The sequence below is a fragment of the Rathayibacter rathayi genome (assembly GCF_004011095.1).
GTDB lineage: Bacteria > Actinomycetota > Actinomycetes > Actinomycetales > Microbacteriaceae > Rathayibacter > Rathayibacter rathayi.
In genome coordinates this window covers 524,005-539,313 of sequence record NZ_CP028129.1, presented here as the reverse complement: position 1 = coordinate 539,313, position 15,309 = coordinate 524,005, and the positions used below count along the sequence as shown (strand labels likewise).

Here is a 15,309-nt window from a genome sequence, read left to right as displayed (position 1 = left end):
GCCGATCCTCGAGGGAGTTCCACCGCCATGCACCAGGGTCTGGCCGAGCGGTGGAACTCTATCTCCCTGCGGACGAAGATCACTGCCGTCACTGTCCTCCTGCTGACACTGGGGCTTCTCGTCTCCGGCGTCGGCACGATGACAATGCTCAAGCCCCAACTCGTCGCACAACTCGACGCGCAGCTGGCCGACCAGGTGCAGAGGACCGCGAGCGAACTCTCTGTCCGCGACCTCGCCGCGATCGACGACTCCAAGGCCGATTTCGGCGCCGTGTACGACCAGTACGGCGCTCTGAACAACACGAATGCTTCCAGCGCCGCCGACCCCGCCTTCCCGGAGACGTTCACGCTCGAGCAGGCCCTTCAAGGCGGCGACAAGCCGATGGAGATCTGGAGTTCCAACGGCAAGGTCGAATACCACGTCATGTCCACGGTATTCACGAGGGGCGCCGAGTACCAGACGCTCCTGTTGGCCGTCTCGACTCGAAGCGTCGACAACATCATGACGATCTACCTCACGATCTTCCTCGGCTTCGGAGTAGCCATCGTCGTGATCGGCGCTCTCCTCACGCGCCTCCTCGTGACAACCACCTTCGCCCCGCTCCGCGAGGTCGAGCAGACGGCGGCCGCCATTGCCGACGGCGATTTCAGCCAGCGCCTGGACGGCACGACGCCCAATACCGAGGTCGGGCGCCTCAACCGCTCTCTTAATGCCATGCTCGGGCGGATCGACTCAGCCTTCCGCGATCGCGCCCGCACCATCGACCAGATGCGTCGCTTCGTCGGCGACGCGAGCCACGAGCTGCGGACTCCTCTCGTGTCGGTCCGCGGCTACGCCGAGCTGTACCGCATGGGCGCGCTGCAGACCCCCGAGGCCGTCGGCCAGGCGATGGAGCGGATCGAGAAGGAGGCGATCCGCATGGGCGGCCTCGTCGAGGACCTGCTCGAGCTCGCCCGCCTCGACGAGACGAAGCCGCTCGCGCTCGCTCCGGTCGATTTGATGCCCCTCGCGCGCGATGCAGCGATGGATGCGATGGCCTCGTGGCCCGATCGCAACTTCGGCGTCGAGACTCGCGATGACACCCCGGCCGAGACCCCTGCACTCGAGTCCGTCGAGGCCGGTGCCTCCGCCGCACAGACGATGGAGCTGACGAACCCGGGCCTCACCGGACCGATCGCGGCGGCCGGAGCGCGGCTCGCGCGCTTCCGTCGTCGCCCGCGCCGGGTCAACGCCGAGGAGATCGCCGCCGGCATCGCAGCACCCCCCGAAGAGCCGGGTGTTCCCGCGATGGTGATGGCCGAGGAGAACAAGATCCGCCAGGTCCTCACCAACCTGATCGGCAACGCGGTCCGTTACACGCCCGAGGACACTCCGATCGAGATCGGCGTCGCAGTCGACCGCTCACGGCGCCTCGCGCTCCTCGAGGTGATCGACCACGGCGAGGGCATCCCGCCGCAGATCCGCGAGAAGATCTTCCAGCGCTTCTGGCGCGCGGACACCTCACGGGCCCGGGAGACCGGCGGCAGCGGCCTGGGCCTGGCCATCGTGTCGTCGATCGTGGCCGCGCACAAGGGCCGCGTCGACGTCGTCGAGACGCCGGGCGGAGGCGCGACCTTCCGCGTGGCCCTGCCGCTGCTGACGGTCGGTCAGAACGGCGAGACCTCTCCCGCCTCCGTCTGACCCGGCTCGTCATCCCGCCTCCGGCTCGCAGCAACGTCCGGCTCGCGGAAACGCCGAAGGCGGCTCCCCCGGAGGGGAACCGCCTTCTGCGTGGTGGGGTCTGGACTCAGAAGTCCATGCCGCCGGTGGGGTCGCCGCCCGCGGCGACCGGGTTCTTCTCCGGCTTGTCGGCGACGACGGCCTCCGTGGTGAGGAAGAGGCCGGCGATGGACGCCGCGTTCTGCAGAGCGGAGCGCGTGACCTTGACCGGGTCGATGATGCCGGCGGCGATCAGGTCGACGTACTCGCCGGTCGCGGCGTTGAGGCCCCAACCGGTCTGCAGCTCGCGGACCTTGGCGGCGACGACGCCCGGCTCGAGACCGGCGTTGAGCGCGATCTGCTTGAGCGGAGCGTCGATGGCGACGCGCACGATGTTCGCACCGGTCGCCTCGTCTCCGACCAGCTCGAGCTTCTCGAAAGCGAGCTTGCCGGCCTGGATGAGCGCGACGCCACCACCGGCGACGATGCCCTCTTCGACGGCAGCCTTCGCGTTGCGGACGGCGTCCTCGATGCGGTGCTTGCGCTCCTTAAGCTCGACCTCGGTCGCCGCTCCGGCCTTGATGACCGCAACACCACCGGCGAGCTTCGCAAGGCGCTCCTGGAGCTTCTCGCGGTCGTAGTCGCTGTCGGTGTTCTCGATCTCGCCGCGGATCTGCGCAACACGACCGGCGATGGCCTCGGCGTCGCCGGCACCCTCGACGATCGTGGTCTCGTCCTTAGTGATGACGACCTTGCGGGCCGAACCGAGCAGGTCGAGGGTGACGTTCTCGAGCTTGAGGCCGACCTCCTCGGAGATGACCTGGCCACCGGTGAGGATCGCGATGTCCTGGAGCTGCGCCTTGCGGCGGTCGCCGAAGCCCGGGGCCTTGACGGCGACCGACTTGAAAATGCCGCGAATCTTGTTGACGACCAGGGTCGCCAGCGCCTCACCGTCGACGTCCTCGGCGATGATCAGCAGCTGCTTGCCCGCCTGGATCACCTTGTCGACGACGGGAAGGAGGTCCTTGATGTTCGAGACCTTGGAGTTGACGATGAGGATGTAGGGGTCCTCGAACACCGCCTCCTGGCGGTCGGGGTCGGTCACGAAGTACTGCGACAGGTAGCCCTTGTCGAAGCGCATGCCCTCGGTCAGCTCAAGCTCGGTACCGAAGGTGTTCGACTCCTCGACGGTGACGACACCCTCCTTACCGACCTTGTCGATCGCCTCGGCGATGATCGCGCCGATCTCGGGGTCCGCGGCGGAGATGGAGGCGGTTGCCGCGATCTCCTCCTTGGTCTCGATGGCCTTCGCGCCGGTGATGAGTTCGGCAGTGACGGCCTTGACGGCCTTCTCGATGCCCTTCTTGAGGCTGATCGGGTCGGCACCGGCAGCGACGTTGCGCAGGCCCTCGCGCACGAGCGCCTGGGCGAGGACCGTCGCGGTGGTGGTTCCGTCGCCGGCGACGTCGTCAGTCTTCTTGGCGACCTCCTTGACGAGCTCTGCGCCGATCTTCTCGTACGGCTCGTCGAGCTCGATCTCCTTGGCGATGGAGACGCCGTCGTTCGTGATGGTGGGAGCGCCCCACTTTTTCTCGAGGACGACGTTGCGGCCGCGTGGGCCGAGGGTCACCTTGACCGCGTCGGCCAGAGTGTTGAGTCCACGCTCGAGGCCGCGGCGGGCTTCTTCGTCAAAAGCAATGATCTTGGCCATGTGTGTTTCTCGTCCCTCCCGGACGTCGTGAAATGTCTGTGCTGGCACTCGGCTGGGGCGAGTGCCAAGGTCGATTCTGGCACTCGCAGGGGACGAGTGCAAGCGACCTGGCGCAGGCGCCGACACGACGGAGCCGCCGCCCGCACGAAGCGGACGACGGCTCCTTGATGCTCGGCGGTTAGACCGGGCGGACCGACTCGGCCTGCGGGCCCTTCGACCCGGTGCCGACCTCGAAGGCGACCTGCTGACCCTCCTCAAGGACCTTGTATCCCGACATGTCGATCGCGGAGTAGTGGACGAAGACGTCCTGTCCGCCGCCGTCGACTGTGATAAAGCCGTAGCCCTTTTCAGCGTTGAACCACTTGACGGTTCCGTTCGCCATCTCTGTACTCCCCAGTGCTGTGATGCCCGCGGCACAAGCGACATGCTGGTGCCTGGTCAGGAATACTAATCCGACAATCGCCGCCCTGACCGACCCGAAGGCACCCCGGAGGAAAGAGTTGCCCGGGATTCAACACGGAGGAAACGTGCTCGTAACAGAGGGAGCGGATCAGCCCTGTGCGGCGGCGAAATCGGCCCCGAGCACCACGACGACGGCGCCTGTCTCAGCGAAGTCCTGCGAGAGCAGGACGGTACCTGTGCCCAGCGAGTCGACGATCCCGCGGGACGCTCCCTCGAGGGCGGGATCGGTGTAGTAGACCGTCGTCGTCTTGAAGTCCTCGGTGTTCGCATTCGCGATGTTCGAGACCCTCCAGCCCGCAGACGTCAGAGCCTTTCCGGCGCCGGCCGCGAGCCCGACGGCGACCGTACCGTTCAGAACAGCGACGGGGAGGTCGGGGGCGATGGTGGCTGCCACGGTCGGGGTGGCCTCGGCGGACGCGCTCGGAGGGGTGAAGACATCGGTGAACTGCACCCGGTCGTCAATGACCAGCAGCCCGATGAATCCCAGGAGCACGATCACACCGGTCGCGAGAGCCGCCCAGGCGAGGGCGACGGCTCGCGCGTGCGGGGCCGGCGGGCGACGATGAGCGCCGACGCGCGTCTCCGTCGCCGGGATCTCGTCGAAGCGGTCGCGCGGTTTGGTGTTCGACATCGGTGGTACGGCCGGCCTTCCGTTGGTGGTCTCGAGTAGCTCGTCTACTCGAGGCGCCCGAGGCGTCGCGCGGCGCGGGCGCCGGTGCGCTGGTCGCGGATGCGCTGCAGCCGGGTGACGAGCATCGGGTCGTGCGCAAGAGCGGCCGGAGAGGCGAGCACTGCGCTGAGCACCTGATAGTAGCGGGCGGCCGAAAGGCCGAACTGGGAGCGGATAGCGTCGTCCTTATCGCCTGATCGGGTCGTCCACTCACGCTCGAATGCGAGCACCCGGAGGTCGCGCTCGGCCAGACCGGTGCCTGGATCCGAATCCGTCGTCCTGCTCATCTCCCCAGGGTAAGGAGTGTGCGGTCACCGCCGTGGAGGCGCTCCGATCCGGATCGAGTGTGTTGCGGCGCCGCGCTCGGGAGTCTTCTGCACTGAGCCCCCCGAGGTGGAATGCACCCACAGCGCCGGGGGTTGGATCAGGAGGAGGGCAGGACCGCCCCCGTACACTGGCGAGGATTCCAAGGGAGACCCATGTCGTCGTATTCCGTGAACAAGACCGACGCCGAGTGGCGCGACGAGCTCGACCGCGAGCAGTACGCGGTCCTGCGCGAAGCGGCCACCGAGCGCCCCTGGACCGGCGAGCTGCTCGACGAGCACCGTTCCGGTCTTTACACCTGCGCCGCGTGTGATGCCGAGCTTTTCAAGAGCGGCACCAAGTTCGACTCCGGCTGCGGCTGGCCGAGCTTCTACGAGTCGGTGAACCCCGACGCGGTCCAGCTGATCGAGGACAGCACCCTCGGCATGGTCCGCACGGAGGTCCGGTGCGCGAACTGCGGCTCCCACCTGGGCCATGTGTTCCCCGACGGATTCGGCACGCCCACCGGCGACCGCTACTGCATGAACTCGATCGCCCTGAACTTCCAGGCCGAGGGCGAGTGAGCATGTCCTCCTCCCCCGTGCTCGAGGCCGTCCTCGCGCGTCGATCACGCTCGAAGGTGACGCCGGAGGCTCCGGGGCACGACGAGATCGCGGCGTTCGTTTCGGCGGCGTCACGCCTCGCCGACCACAGTTCGCTGCGACCCTGGCGGGTCATCGAGATCCGGGGTGCCGCTCGCGACCGGGTTGGCCGTAGCTTCGCTGTCGCCTCGGGAGCGAAGAAGGACGCGCGTCACTACATCGAGAAGACCCACCGTGCCTCCCTGCTTCTGGCCATTGTGGTCAGCGTTAAGAAGTCGAAGGTGCCGGCGTGGGAGCAGGAGGCCGTCGCCTCCGGCGTCGCTCACCTCCTGAGCCTGCTGCTGGACGAAGCGGGCTGGGGCGTCTTCTGGCGCACCGGCTCGTACACCCGCGCCACAGCCGTGCGGAAGGCGCACCGCCTGGAGAAGGGCGAGGAGCTGCTCGGCTGGCTCTACGTCGGCCGGCCCGACGGCAAGATCGGCGGACCCAAGCGCCCCACTTCCGCCGAGCGGCACCTCAGCGTCCTCGAACCCTGAGCGTCCTCGAACCCTGACCTCCCTTGGGCCGGGACCTCGGCGGGTCCGGGGGCCGCGGTAGGGTATCCGTGCGCGTGAGCGCGACTGCCGACGTGGCGCAACTGGTAGCGCACCCGACTTGTAATCGGGCGGTTACGGGTTCAAGTCCCGTCGTCGGCTCAGGAACAGTGAAGGCCCCGACCGCTCGATGCGGGCGGGGCCTTCACTGTGATGCTCAGCCCGCGGCGGCGGCGCTCAGCCCGCGGCGGGCGGGGTCGACTCGGGGGACGCGGGCGCCTCCGTCGACACCGGATCCTCGCCGGACGCAGGAGTCTCGCCGGACGCAGGAGTCTCGCTCGGCGCGGGGCTGTCGGAGGACGGGCCAGGCGTCGCCGACGAGTAGGAGTCGGCAGCGGCCGACAGCACGAACGAGCTGAACGCGTCCGGATCGGACAGCGAGCCGGAGTAGGCCTTGCCGTTAACGAGCACCATCGGAGTGGCGGTGACGGCGGGAATGTCGGTTCCGGGCAAGGGACCGGCGGTGGCGCGCTCGGTCGCGGAACGGACCCAGCTCACGAAGCTCTGGTCGTCGATGCAGCTGTTCACGCTCGCCGCGTCCTCCACTCCAGCCTGCGCCGCGTAGTCCTTCAGCTGAGCGTTGGAGAGTCCGTCGGTCCCTTCCTTCGGCTGATTGGCGAACAGCAGCGAATTGAAGCCGAAGAAGGAGTTCGGCGAGCTGTCGGCGACACAGGCCGCCGCATTCGCCGAGCGCTCAGAGTACTTGGTGCCATTGGAGCGGGTGGTGAGGATGGCGATCGGGTGGATCTCGACCGTGGCCGCTCCGCTGGTCACCCACTCCTTGATCTGGTCGCCGTTGGTCATCTCGAACTGACCGCAGTAAGGGCAGAGGTAGTCGAGGTAGACGCGGATGTCGACGGTGCCGGTGGAGGTGTCGGAGACACTCGGCGTCGGCGTTGCGTCGGCCGCGACGGGCGGGCTCGTCTGGGCGACCATGTTCTCGCCGATGACCACGCCGTCGCTGGCCATGTTCGCCGGGCCAGGTCCTGCGGGACGGATGCTGGACGTCACAGCAAACACGACGATCGCGACGATCGCGATGACGACGACCGCGAGGCCCCCCTGCAGGGCGAAGCGGCTCACACGATCGCGGCGCTTCTGCTGCTCGCGCAGGCGACGCGCCTTCTCTCGGGCGGCCTCTCGTCGCACGTTCTTCGAAAGACGGTCGTTGGCTCCGCCGGTGGTCATGACAAGAACGCTCCGAATGAGAGAGAGGGAAAGGGGGGAGCCGCCTGGCGCGACTCGCCGGAATCCTACGCGCGAGCCCTGGGAAACCTCCAAACGACGGCTACACGACGGCCGGCCGACAATTGTCGGCCCCGTGGCATACTGTGACGGTTGGTCGCTGTCGCCCACGCGATGATGACCATCACTTCCATTCACTCGGATCGTCCGGCACGTACCTGCCGGTGAAGGAGCAAGAACAATGGCGTCCGTAACGTTCGACCACGCGTCCCGCGTCTACCCCGGGGCCACCCGCGCCTCGGTCGACAAGCTCAACCTCGAAGTGGGTGACGGCGAGTTCCTCGTTCTCGTCGGCCCTTCCGGCTGCGGCAAGTCCACCTCTCTCCGCATGCTCGCGGGCCTCGAAGAAGTCAACGAGGGCCGCATCCTGATCGGCGACCGCAACGTCACGGACGTGCCGCCGAAGGACCGCGACATCGCGATGGTGTTCCAGAACTACGCGCTGTACCCGCACATGTCGGTCGCCGAGAACATGGGGTTCGCGCTCAAGATCGCGGGAGTCGCGAAGGACGAGCGCGCCGCGCGGGTCCTCGAGGCCGCGAAGATGCTCGACCTCGAGCCCTACCTCAACCGCAAGCCGAAGGCCCTCTCGGGTGGCCAGCGCCAGCGCGTCGCGATGGGCCGCGCCATCGTCCGCAAGCCCCAGGTCTTCCTCATGGACGAGCCGCTGTCGAACCTCGACGCCAAGCTCCGTGTCTCCACTCGCACCCAGATCGGCACCCTGCAGCGCCGCCTGGGCATCACCACGGTCTACGTCACCCACGACCAGACCGAGGCACTCACGATGGGCGACCGTATCGCGGTCCTCAAGGACGGCGTCCTCCAGCAGGTCGGTTCGCCCCGCGACCTCTATGAGAACCCGAACAACGTCTTCGTGGCCGGCTTCATCGGCTCGCCCGCAATGAACCTGTTCCACGCGGACGTCACCGACGGAGGCGTCAAGTTCGGCGACACCGTCTTGCCGATCGCCCGCGAGGCGCTCGCCAAGACGAGTCAGAAGGTCGTCACGCTCGGCGTGCGCCCCGAGGACGTCACCGTCTCAACTCAGGCCGGCGGCCTCCCCATCGAGGTCGACCTCATCGAGGAGCTCGGCTCGGACGGCTACCTCTACGGCCACACCGAGGTCGAGGGACGCCGCACCGACATCGTCGCGCGAGTCGACGGTCGCGTGCACCCCACCGCGGGTGATCGCGTTTACGTGACCGCGAACCACCGCGTGCACATCTTCGACGCGGAGTCGGGCGAGCGCCTCTCCTGAGCCACGCTCTTACCGCGCCCCGCTGCCGCCGTCCTTCCGTGGGCGGCGGCAGCGTCGTCTGCGGCCCCTCCGTCCGACTCCTGACACGAACGGCGAACCATGTCCGGCTCCCTGAACATCACCTCGGCCACCATCGACCCTGCCCTACTCGATCTGCCGTGGAACCTGCGGCTCGACGACTGGCCCGACGAGTACATCGCGGCTCTGCCCAAGGGCATCTCGCGGCACACCGTCCGTTTCGCTCACCTCTCCGGGCATGTCGTCGCCGTGAAAGAGACGACCGCCGAGATGTCGCGCCGCGAGTACGAGATGCTCAAGACCCTGCAGCGCCTCGACGTGCCGTGCGTCGAGCCCGGCGCGGTGATCACGAACCGCACGGACGACGAGGGTGACGCCCTGCCCGCGGTGCTGGTCACCCGGCACCTCAAGTTCTCGCTCCCGTATCGGGCGCTCTTCTCACAGACGCTGCGCCCCGACACCGCGACCCGGCTCGTGGACGCACTGGCGCTGCTCCTGGTGCGCCTGCATGTGATCGGCTTCTTCTGGGGCGACGTCTCGCTCTCGAACACCCTGTTCCGGAGGGACGCGGGCGCGTTCGCGGCGTACCTGGTGGACGCGGAGACCGGTCAGCTCTACTCGGGCGGCCTCTCGAACGGTCAGCGCGAGAACGATCTCGAGATTGCGCGGGTCAATATCGCAGGCGAGCTGCTCGACCTCGAAGCGGGCGGGCGCATCGACGACGACCTCGATCCGATCACCGTGTCCGACGGCATCGTCGCGGCGTACCGGAGCCTGTGGGAGGAACTGACGGGTGCCGAGTCGTTCGCGACCTCGGAGCGCTGGCGGATCAACGACCGCGTGAACCGGCTGAACGATCTCGGCTTTGACATCGAGGAACTGGCGATTAAGACCGACGAGGCCGGCTCGACGGTGCGGATTCAGCCGAAGGTCGTCGATGCGGGCCACCATCAGCGGCGGTTGCTCCGCCTCACCGGGCTGGATGCGCAGGAGAACCAGGCGCGACGACTCCTGAACGACCTCGATTCGTACACGGCGACATACGACAAGCAGGATCTGGACGAGGAGATGGTGGCGCACGAGTGGCTGGCGCAGGTGTTCGAGCCGGTCATCCGCTCAATTCCGCGGGATCTGAAGGGGCGGCTGGAGCCGGCCGAAATGTTCCACCAGCTGCTCGAGCACCGCTGGTTCATGTCACAGCAGCAGGCGCGCGATGTCCCGCTGGCGGAGGCGGTCACCGCCTACGTGAACGACATCCTGCGCCACCGCCGCGACGAGGCGACCGTCATCGCGCCTCCCACCGAGGCGTTGACGCTGCCAAATCTCGTCCTCGACTCCGCCGGTGATGCCGAGCTCACCGACGAGGACGCCGATGTCGACTGGACCAAGAACGTCTGACACCCGCCACTGCGAGAGGGCCCGTGCTGTGCAGCACGGGCCCTCTCGCGTCCGGGTCCTCGCCCGCCGAGCGGGTCGGCGCTTACTCGGACGCGGCGCGCAGCTTCCACACCTCGTAGAGCGTCACGGACGCGGCGATACCGGCGTTGAGTGATTCCGTGGTGGAGCTGATCGGGATGGAGACGACAGCGTCACACTGCTCGGTGACGAGGCGGGACAGGCCTTTGCCCTCGCTGCCGACGACGACGAGCAGCGGACGGTCGGCCAGTTCGAGGCCGGGGAGCGACACGTCGCCGTCACCGTCGAGGCCGATGACGAAGACACCGTCGCGCTTGAAGTCCTTAATCGTCGCAGTGAGGTTCGAGGCCATCGCCACCGGGACGCGCGCCGCGGCACCCGCCGAGGTCTTCCAAGCGGCCGAATTCAGACCGACCGAGCGCCGCTGCGGAACGATGACGCCCTGTCCGCCGAACGCGGCGACGGAGCGGATGATCGCTCCGAGGTTCCGCGGGTCGGTGATCCCGTCGAGAGCGACGAAGAGGGGGACGGCTCCGCGGGAGATGCTGCGCTCGAGCAGGTCGCTCGGGTGCGCGTACTCGTAGGGCGGCACCTTGAGTACGAGGCCCTGGTGCACCGAGTCCGGGCCGGCCAGACGGTCGAGTTCGGGGCGCATGACCTCGAGAACGGGCAGGCCGCGGGCGGTCGCGATCTTGAGCGCCTCCTTGACCCGGTCGTCCATCTCGATGCGGGTCGCCAGGTACAGGGTCGACGCTGGGATGCTGGCGCGCAGTGCCTCAAGGACCGAGTTGCGGCCGGTCACCATCTCGGACTCGTCGCCGCTCTTGGGCCTGCGCGAGGGAGCCGGGCGCCCCTGTCCGCGGGCAGCCGCCGAGAGCGCTCCGCCGGGCCGACCCTTGCCGCCGGCGGCGACGAAACGCTCGCGTGCGAGCTTCGCCTTACCGGCGGGGTGGTACGGCCGGTCCTCGGCCTTGGGCGTGGGCTTCTTACCCTCGAGGGCTTGCCTGCCCTGACCGCCGGATCCGACGGCCTTGCCCTTGCTCTTCTTTCGGACCGCTCCGGGGCGGCCGGGCTTATTCGCCATCGAGACTCCAATGCGCACCCGTCTGGGTGTCTTCGATCGTGATTCCCGCCGCGGCGAGATCGGTTCGGATGCGGTCGGCGCTCGCCCAGTCGCGCTGCTCACGCGCGGTCTGGCGTTCGGCGACCAGGCGGTCAACCAGCACGCTGAGCGCGCGGTAGGAGGGTTCGTCGTCGGAGCGCGCCCACTCGGGCGCCTCGGGGTCGATGCCGAGCACGGTCGCCATCGCCAGCACCTGGGTGCGGAGGGCTGACACGGAGCCGAGGTCCTCGGCGTCGAGGGCGGCGTTGCCGGCTCGGACGGTGTCGTGTAGGACGCCGATGGCCTGCGGGACGGAGAGGTCGTCGTCCATCGCCTCGGCGAACTCCTCCGGCACCACCGGCTCGCCGAGTGCGGCGAATCGCGTACCGTCCAGTCGTCGGCGGGAGCGGTCGAGGAAGCCCTCGATCCGCTCCAGCGCCGCCTCGGCCTCCTCGAGCGCCCCGTCGTGGAACTCGAGGGTGGAGCGGTAGTGGGCCGAGCCGAGGTAATAGCGGACGACGAGCGGGCGAGCGGCGTCGAGCAGCTCGGAGGCGTATACGGAGTTGCCGAGCGACTTGCTCATCTTCTGGCCGGTGACGGACACCAGCCCGTTGTGCAGCCAGTAGCTCGCGAAGGCGTGGCCGGCAGCGCTGGACTGGGCGAGTTCGTTCTCGTGGTGCGGAAAGCGCAGGTCGAGGCCACCGCCGTGGATGTCGAACTGCGTGCCGAGGTACTTCGTGGACATTGCCGAGCACTCGATGTGCCAGCCGGGGCGGCCCACTCCCCACGGCGAGGCCCAGGCGGCCGACTCGGGCTCGTCCGGCTTCGCGCCCTTCCACAGGGCGAAGTCGTGCGGGTCACGCTTGCCACGCGGGTCGGCGTCGGTGGCCGCCTCCATACTCTCGAGCCGCTGGTGGGTGAGCGCTCCGTAGTCGGGCCAGGAGCGGGTGTCGAAGTAGACGTCGCCGGAGTCGTCGGGCGCCGGGTAGGCGTGGCCGCGCTCGATCAGCGTCTGGATGAGGGTGATCATCTCGGCGATGCTCGCGGTCGCGCGCGGCTCGTAGGTGGGCGGGAGGATGCCGAGGGCCGTGTATGCGGCGGTGAATTCGAGTTCAACCCGGTAGGCGAGCGCCCACCACTGCTCGAACGGGTCATCCGCCGGGGCGCGACGCCGCGCCTCCTCGGCGATGGCGAGGATCTTGTCGTCGATATCGGTGACGTTGCGCACCAGGGTGACCCGGTAGCCGCGGTAGGCGAGCCAGCGGCGCAGCTGATCGTAGGCGAGAGCTGAGCGCAGGTGGCCAATGTGGGGCGAGGACTGCACGGTGGGTCCGCAGACGTACATTCCGACCTCGTTCGCGCGGAGGGGGACGAAATCGACGAGGGCCTGGGCCTTTGAGTCATGCAATCGCAGAGTCACGCGGGCGAGTTTACCGGGAGGGCGACTCCGGGCCGGGTCGGCGGCACTACCTGGGGACTACCGGGCAATCGCGGCGCTGGGGAGGACGAGTGCCGTCGCGGTCGCGGCGACCCCCTCGCCTCGTCCGGTGAAGCCCAGCGCGTCCGAGGTGGTGGCGGCGACGCTGACCGGTGCGCCGAGCAGCTCCGAGAGCAGCCTCTGGGCTTCCTCGCGCCGCGGCGAGAACGTTGGGCGGTTGCCGATGAGCTGCACCGAGACGTTGCCGATGGCGAAGCCGGCGGCCTCGACCAGCTCGCGGGTGGCGCGAAGGAAGACCTCGCCGTGGGCGTCCGCGAAGCGCGGGTCGGCCGTGCCGAAGCGGGAGCCGATGTCGCCAAGACCTGCAGCGGCCAGGAGCGCGTCGCAGATCGCGTGGGCGACCGGGTCGCCGTCGCTGTGCCCGGACAGGCCCCGCTCCCCCGGCCAGTGCAGCCCGGCGAGCCAGAGCGGTGACGTGTCATCGAACGCGTGCACGTCGGTACCGATGCCGACGCGCGGCACGACGACGGAGGGAGGCGGCGCGAGCATCTGCTCCGCACGGGCCAGGTCCCAGGGGGTGGTGATCTTGAAGGCGAGCGGATCGCCAGCGACGACGACCGAGGGACCGCCGCGCGAGGCGAGGAGCGCCGCGTCGTCAGTGAACTCCTCCTCCGCCGAGGCGTAGGCCTCGTCGAGCAGCAGGCGAGGGAAGCCCTGCGGCGTCTGGACCGCGGCGAGCTCCGAGCGGTCCACTGTGCCGAGGATCCCGCCGTTGGCCCGGATGCGCTTGATCGTGTCGGTGACCGGCAGGCCCGGGATCACTCCGCCGCCCGTCGCCCGGACCGCCGCGATCACCCGCTCGAATTGGTCGACGGGCGTGAGAGCGCGGGCGGCGTCGTGCACGAGCACCGTCTCGACGGCCGGGTCGAGCACCCGCAGGCCCCGCGCGACCGACTCCTGACGGCTGGCGCCTCCTGCGACGACGCTGACGGAGCCGTCCGCGGCGCCGGCGGCTCGCGCCAGTACGGCCGTCTCCTCGAGGAGAGCGGCGGGCGCGACGACGACGATCTGGACGGGCTCAGCGAGCAGCAGCACCGTGCGCAGGCTGCGCTCGAGGATCGTCGTCCCCGCGCAGTCGATGTAGGCCTTGGGGCGCTCGCGTCCGAGCCTCGTGCCGCTGCCGGCGGCGACGACGACGACGGCCGCGGTCGGCGCGACGGCGGGCGCGCTCAGGATGCGAGGACCTCGTCGAGGAGCACGGAGGCGGCGTCCTCGTCGGTCTTCTCGGCTAGGGCGAGCTCGGAGACGAGGATCTGGCGCGCCTTGACGAGCATGCTCTTCTCCCCCGCCGAGAGCCCGCGCTCGCGATCGCGGCGGGTGAGGTCGCGGACGACCTCGGAGACCTTGACGACATCGCCCGAGCCGAGCTTCTCGAGGTTGGCCTTGTAGCGGCGCGACCAGTTGGTCGGCTCCTCGACTACCTCGGCGCGCAGTACCTCGAACACGCGGTCGACGCCCTCGCGGCCGATGACGTCGCGCACACCCACCAGGTCGACGTTGTCGGCTGGCACTTCGATGACGAGGTCGCCCTGGGCGACTCGGAGCTTCAGGTACGTCTTCTCCTGGCCCTTGATCGTGCGGGTCTTCACCTCGGCGATCGTGGCGGCCCCGTGATGGGGATAGACGACCGTCTCCCCGACCTCGAACTGCATGCGACGTCCTTTCAGCGGCGGAAAGAATATCATGCGCGCCGAGGGGACGGGAGTTCCGGACGGGCGGAGCCGTAGCGCTCGCTACGCTAGCCTGATATCGGCTCGTGCACAGTGAAGTCGCCCTGTCCGGGGCGTTCGGGGCCGACGATCTGGAGGTTCCTGTGAAGGCGCGTATCGCTGCATCCGTCGTTCTCGCGGTCGGTGTCGCCCTCGCTACCGCCGGCTGCAACCTCGTCGCCCCGCAGGCGACGCGCAAGATTTACGACCCGAGTGACGGCGTGGGTGCGACGATCGGCGACCTCGCCATCCGCAACGCGATGATCGTCTCGGACGACGGCGAAGCCGGCACGCTGATCGTAACGCTCATCAATTCCACCGCTGAGGTATTGAGCGTCGAGGTGCAGTTCGAGGGCTCTGCGGGCCGCACGAGCGACACCGTGGACGCCGTACCCGGTCGGACTGAGGTCCGCCCCGACAGCACCGAGGCGGTCCAGATGGAGGGTATCGACACCATCCCGGGCGGCCTCCTCCCCGTCTACTTCCAGTACGGGTCCGAGCAGGGCAAGGAACTCCTCGTCCCCGTGCTGACCAACGCCCTCGAGGCCTACTCGACGCTCACTCCTTCGCTCACCTCGACGCCGACCCGCACCCCTACGACCGACCCCGCGCAGACCCTCCCCACCCAGTCCGCCGAGCCCGGCGTCGACGCTCCGACCGCGCAGTAGCCCCCGACGTCGAGGGCCGTCCACCCCGGTGGGCGGCCCTCCGTCGTCCGCGCGGCCAGGTCCTCGCCGGGGCGATTCCTCGGCCGCCCGACCTTCGACCCGGCACCTCGGCCTCAAAGCTTCTCTGCGTCAAGGTCGGCAGAGGTGGGGGAAGAGTCGAGGCTGAGGGCGCGAAAAATATAATGGTGTCTTTGGTTTTTGTGCCCGCGGCGAGGTCGGCGTCGCGGTAGTTGCGGGTGCGTTGTTCGTGGCGGAGGCGGGGGTCTGCTGAGGGTTTCGTTGGTTCGTTCTTTGCCGCGAGTGCGGCGGTGTCGATCATCTCAAACTCGATCGGGGTGAGGCGTCCGAGGGCGCTT

Annotated in this window: 15 protein-coding genes and 1 tRNA gene; 7 read left to right on the top strand and 9 right to left on the bottom strand. The window is 68.6% G+C overall.

Annotated features, from left to right (window positions below):
- Positions 1-27 precede the first annotated feature (27 nt).
- On the top strand, positions 28-1,680 hold the full coding sequence (locus C1O28_RS02725) for a sensor histidine kinase (RefSeq protein ID WP_097167557.1): 1,653 nt from the start codon (positions 28-30) through the stop codon (positions 1,678-1,680).
- Positions 1,681-1,786: 106 nt separating this feature from the next.
- Here C1O28_RS02725 and groL read toward each other — a convergent pair whose 3' ends face one another.
- The 4 genes from groL to C1O28_RS02705 all read right to left on the bottom strand — a co-directional run bounded on the left by groL (position 1,787) and on the right by C1O28_RS02705 (position 4,828).
- Entirely contained in the window at positions 1,787-3,409 is a 1,623-nt protein-coding gene (gene groL, locus C1O28_RS02720) for a chaperonin GroEL (protein ID WP_097167556.1), read from the bottom strand.
- A 178-nt stretch (positions 3,410-3,587) separates the two neighbouring features.
- Complete coding sequence (locus C1O28_RS02715) at positions 3,588-3,791, bottom strand: cold-shock protein (RefSeq protein WP_068210468.1); 204 nt, start codon at positions 3,789-3,791, stop codon at positions 3,588-3,590.
- 168 nt (positions 3,792-3,959) lie between these two features.
- Entirely contained in the window at positions 3,960-4,502 is a 543-nt protein-coding gene (locus C1O28_RS02710; protein ID WP_097167555.1) for a LytR C-terminal domain-containing protein, read from the bottom strand.
- Between the two features lie 44 nt (positions 4,503-4,546).
- Complete coding sequence (locus C1O28_RS02705; RefSeq protein WP_097167554.1) at positions 4,547-4,828, bottom strand: DUF3263 domain-containing protein; 282 nt, start codon at positions 4,826-4,828, stop codon at positions 4,547-4,549.
- A 192-nt stretch (positions 4,829-5,020) separates the two neighbouring features.
- Here C1O28_RS02705 and msrB point away from each other — a divergent pair, with 192 nt between their 5' ends.
- From msrB to C1O28_RS02690, 3 genes are all read left to right on the top strand, one after another.
- On the top strand, positions 5,021-5,428 hold the full coding sequence (msrB, locus tag C1O28_RS02700) for a peptide-methionine (R)-S-oxide reductase MsrB (RefSeq protein ID WP_097167553.1): 408 nt from the start codon (positions 5,021-5,023) through the stop codon (positions 5,426-5,428).
- Positions 5,429-5,430: 2 nt separating this feature from the next.
- The gene (locus C1O28_RS02695; RefSeq protein WP_097167552.1) at positions 5,431-5,982 is read left to right on the top strand and encodes a nitroreductase family protein; all 552 of its coding nucleotides are present in this window, start codon (positions 5,431-5,433) and stop codon (positions 5,980-5,982) included.
- Between the two features lie 86 nt (positions 5,983-6,068).
- Positions 6,069-6,141: transfer RNA gene (locus C1O28_RS02690), tRNA-Thr, on the top strand.
- Positions 6,142-6,216: 75 nt separating this feature from the next.
- Here the strand turns inward: C1O28_RS02690 and C1O28_RS02685 are convergent.
- Entirely contained in the window at positions 6,217-7,227 is a 1,011-nt protein-coding gene (locus tag C1O28_RS02685; RefSeq protein WP_097167551.1) for a DsbA family protein, read from the bottom strand.
- Positions 7,228-7,465: 238 nt separating this feature from the next.
- Here C1O28_RS02685 and C1O28_RS02680 point away from each other — a divergent pair, with 238 nt between their 5' ends.
- The gene (locus tag C1O28_RS02680; RefSeq protein WP_097167550.1) at positions 7,466-8,542 is read left to right on the top strand and encodes an ABC transporter ATP-binding protein; all 1,077 of its coding nucleotides are present in this window, start codon (positions 7,466-7,468) and stop codon (positions 8,540-8,542) included.
- 99 nt (positions 8,543-8,641) lie between these two features.
- On the top strand, positions 8,642-9,958 hold the full coding sequence (locus C1O28_RS02675) for a DUF4032 domain-containing protein (RefSeq protein ID WP_097167549.1): 1,317 nt from the start codon (positions 8,642-8,644) through the stop codon (positions 9,956-9,958).
- Positions 9,959-10,040: 82 nt separating this feature from the next.
- Here C1O28_RS02675 and rlmB read toward each other — a convergent pair whose 3' ends face one another.
- The 4 genes from rlmB to C1O28_RS02655 are packed head-to-tail and all read right to left on the bottom strand — an operon-like array spanning position 10,041 to position 14,228.
- On the bottom strand, positions 10,041-11,060 hold the full coding sequence (rlmB, locus tag C1O28_RS02670; RefSeq protein ID WP_097167548.1) for a 23S rRNA (guanosine(2251)-2'-O)-methyltransferase RlmB: 1,020 nt from the start codon (positions 11,058-11,060) through the stop codon (positions 10,041-10,043).
- Positions 11,050-12,498, bottom strand: a complete 1,449-nt coding sequence (gene cysS, locus C1O28_RS02665) for a cysteine--tRNA ligase (protein ID WP_097167547.1) — start codon at positions 12,496-12,498, stop codon at positions 11,050-11,052. The genes rlmB and cysS overlap by 11 nt, the downstream gene beginning before the upstream one ends.
- 57 nt (positions 12,499-12,555) lie before the next feature.
- Entirely contained in the window at positions 12,556-13,752 is a 1,197-nt protein-coding gene (gene ispD, locus C1O28_RS02660) for a 2-C-methyl-D-erythritol 4-phosphate cytidylyltransferase (RefSeq protein WP_181025742.1), read from the bottom strand.
- Complete coding sequence (locus C1O28_RS02655; RefSeq protein ID WP_097167546.1) at positions 13,746-14,228, bottom strand: CarD family transcriptional regulator; 483 nt, start codon at positions 14,226-14,228, stop codon at positions 13,746-13,748. The genes ispD and C1O28_RS02655 overlap by 7 nt, the downstream gene beginning before the upstream one ends.
- A gap of 104 nt (positions 14,229-14,332) precedes the next feature.
- Between C1O28_RS02655 and C1O28_RS02650 the strand changes: the two genes are divergently transcribed.
- Positions 14,333-14,953: a hypothetical protein gene (locus C1O28_RS02650; RefSeq protein ID WP_104338192.1), complete on the top strand. Its 621-nt coding sequence runs from the start codon at positions 14,333-14,335 to the stop codon at positions 14,951-14,953.
- Positions 14,954-15,309 lie beyond the last annotated feature (356 nt).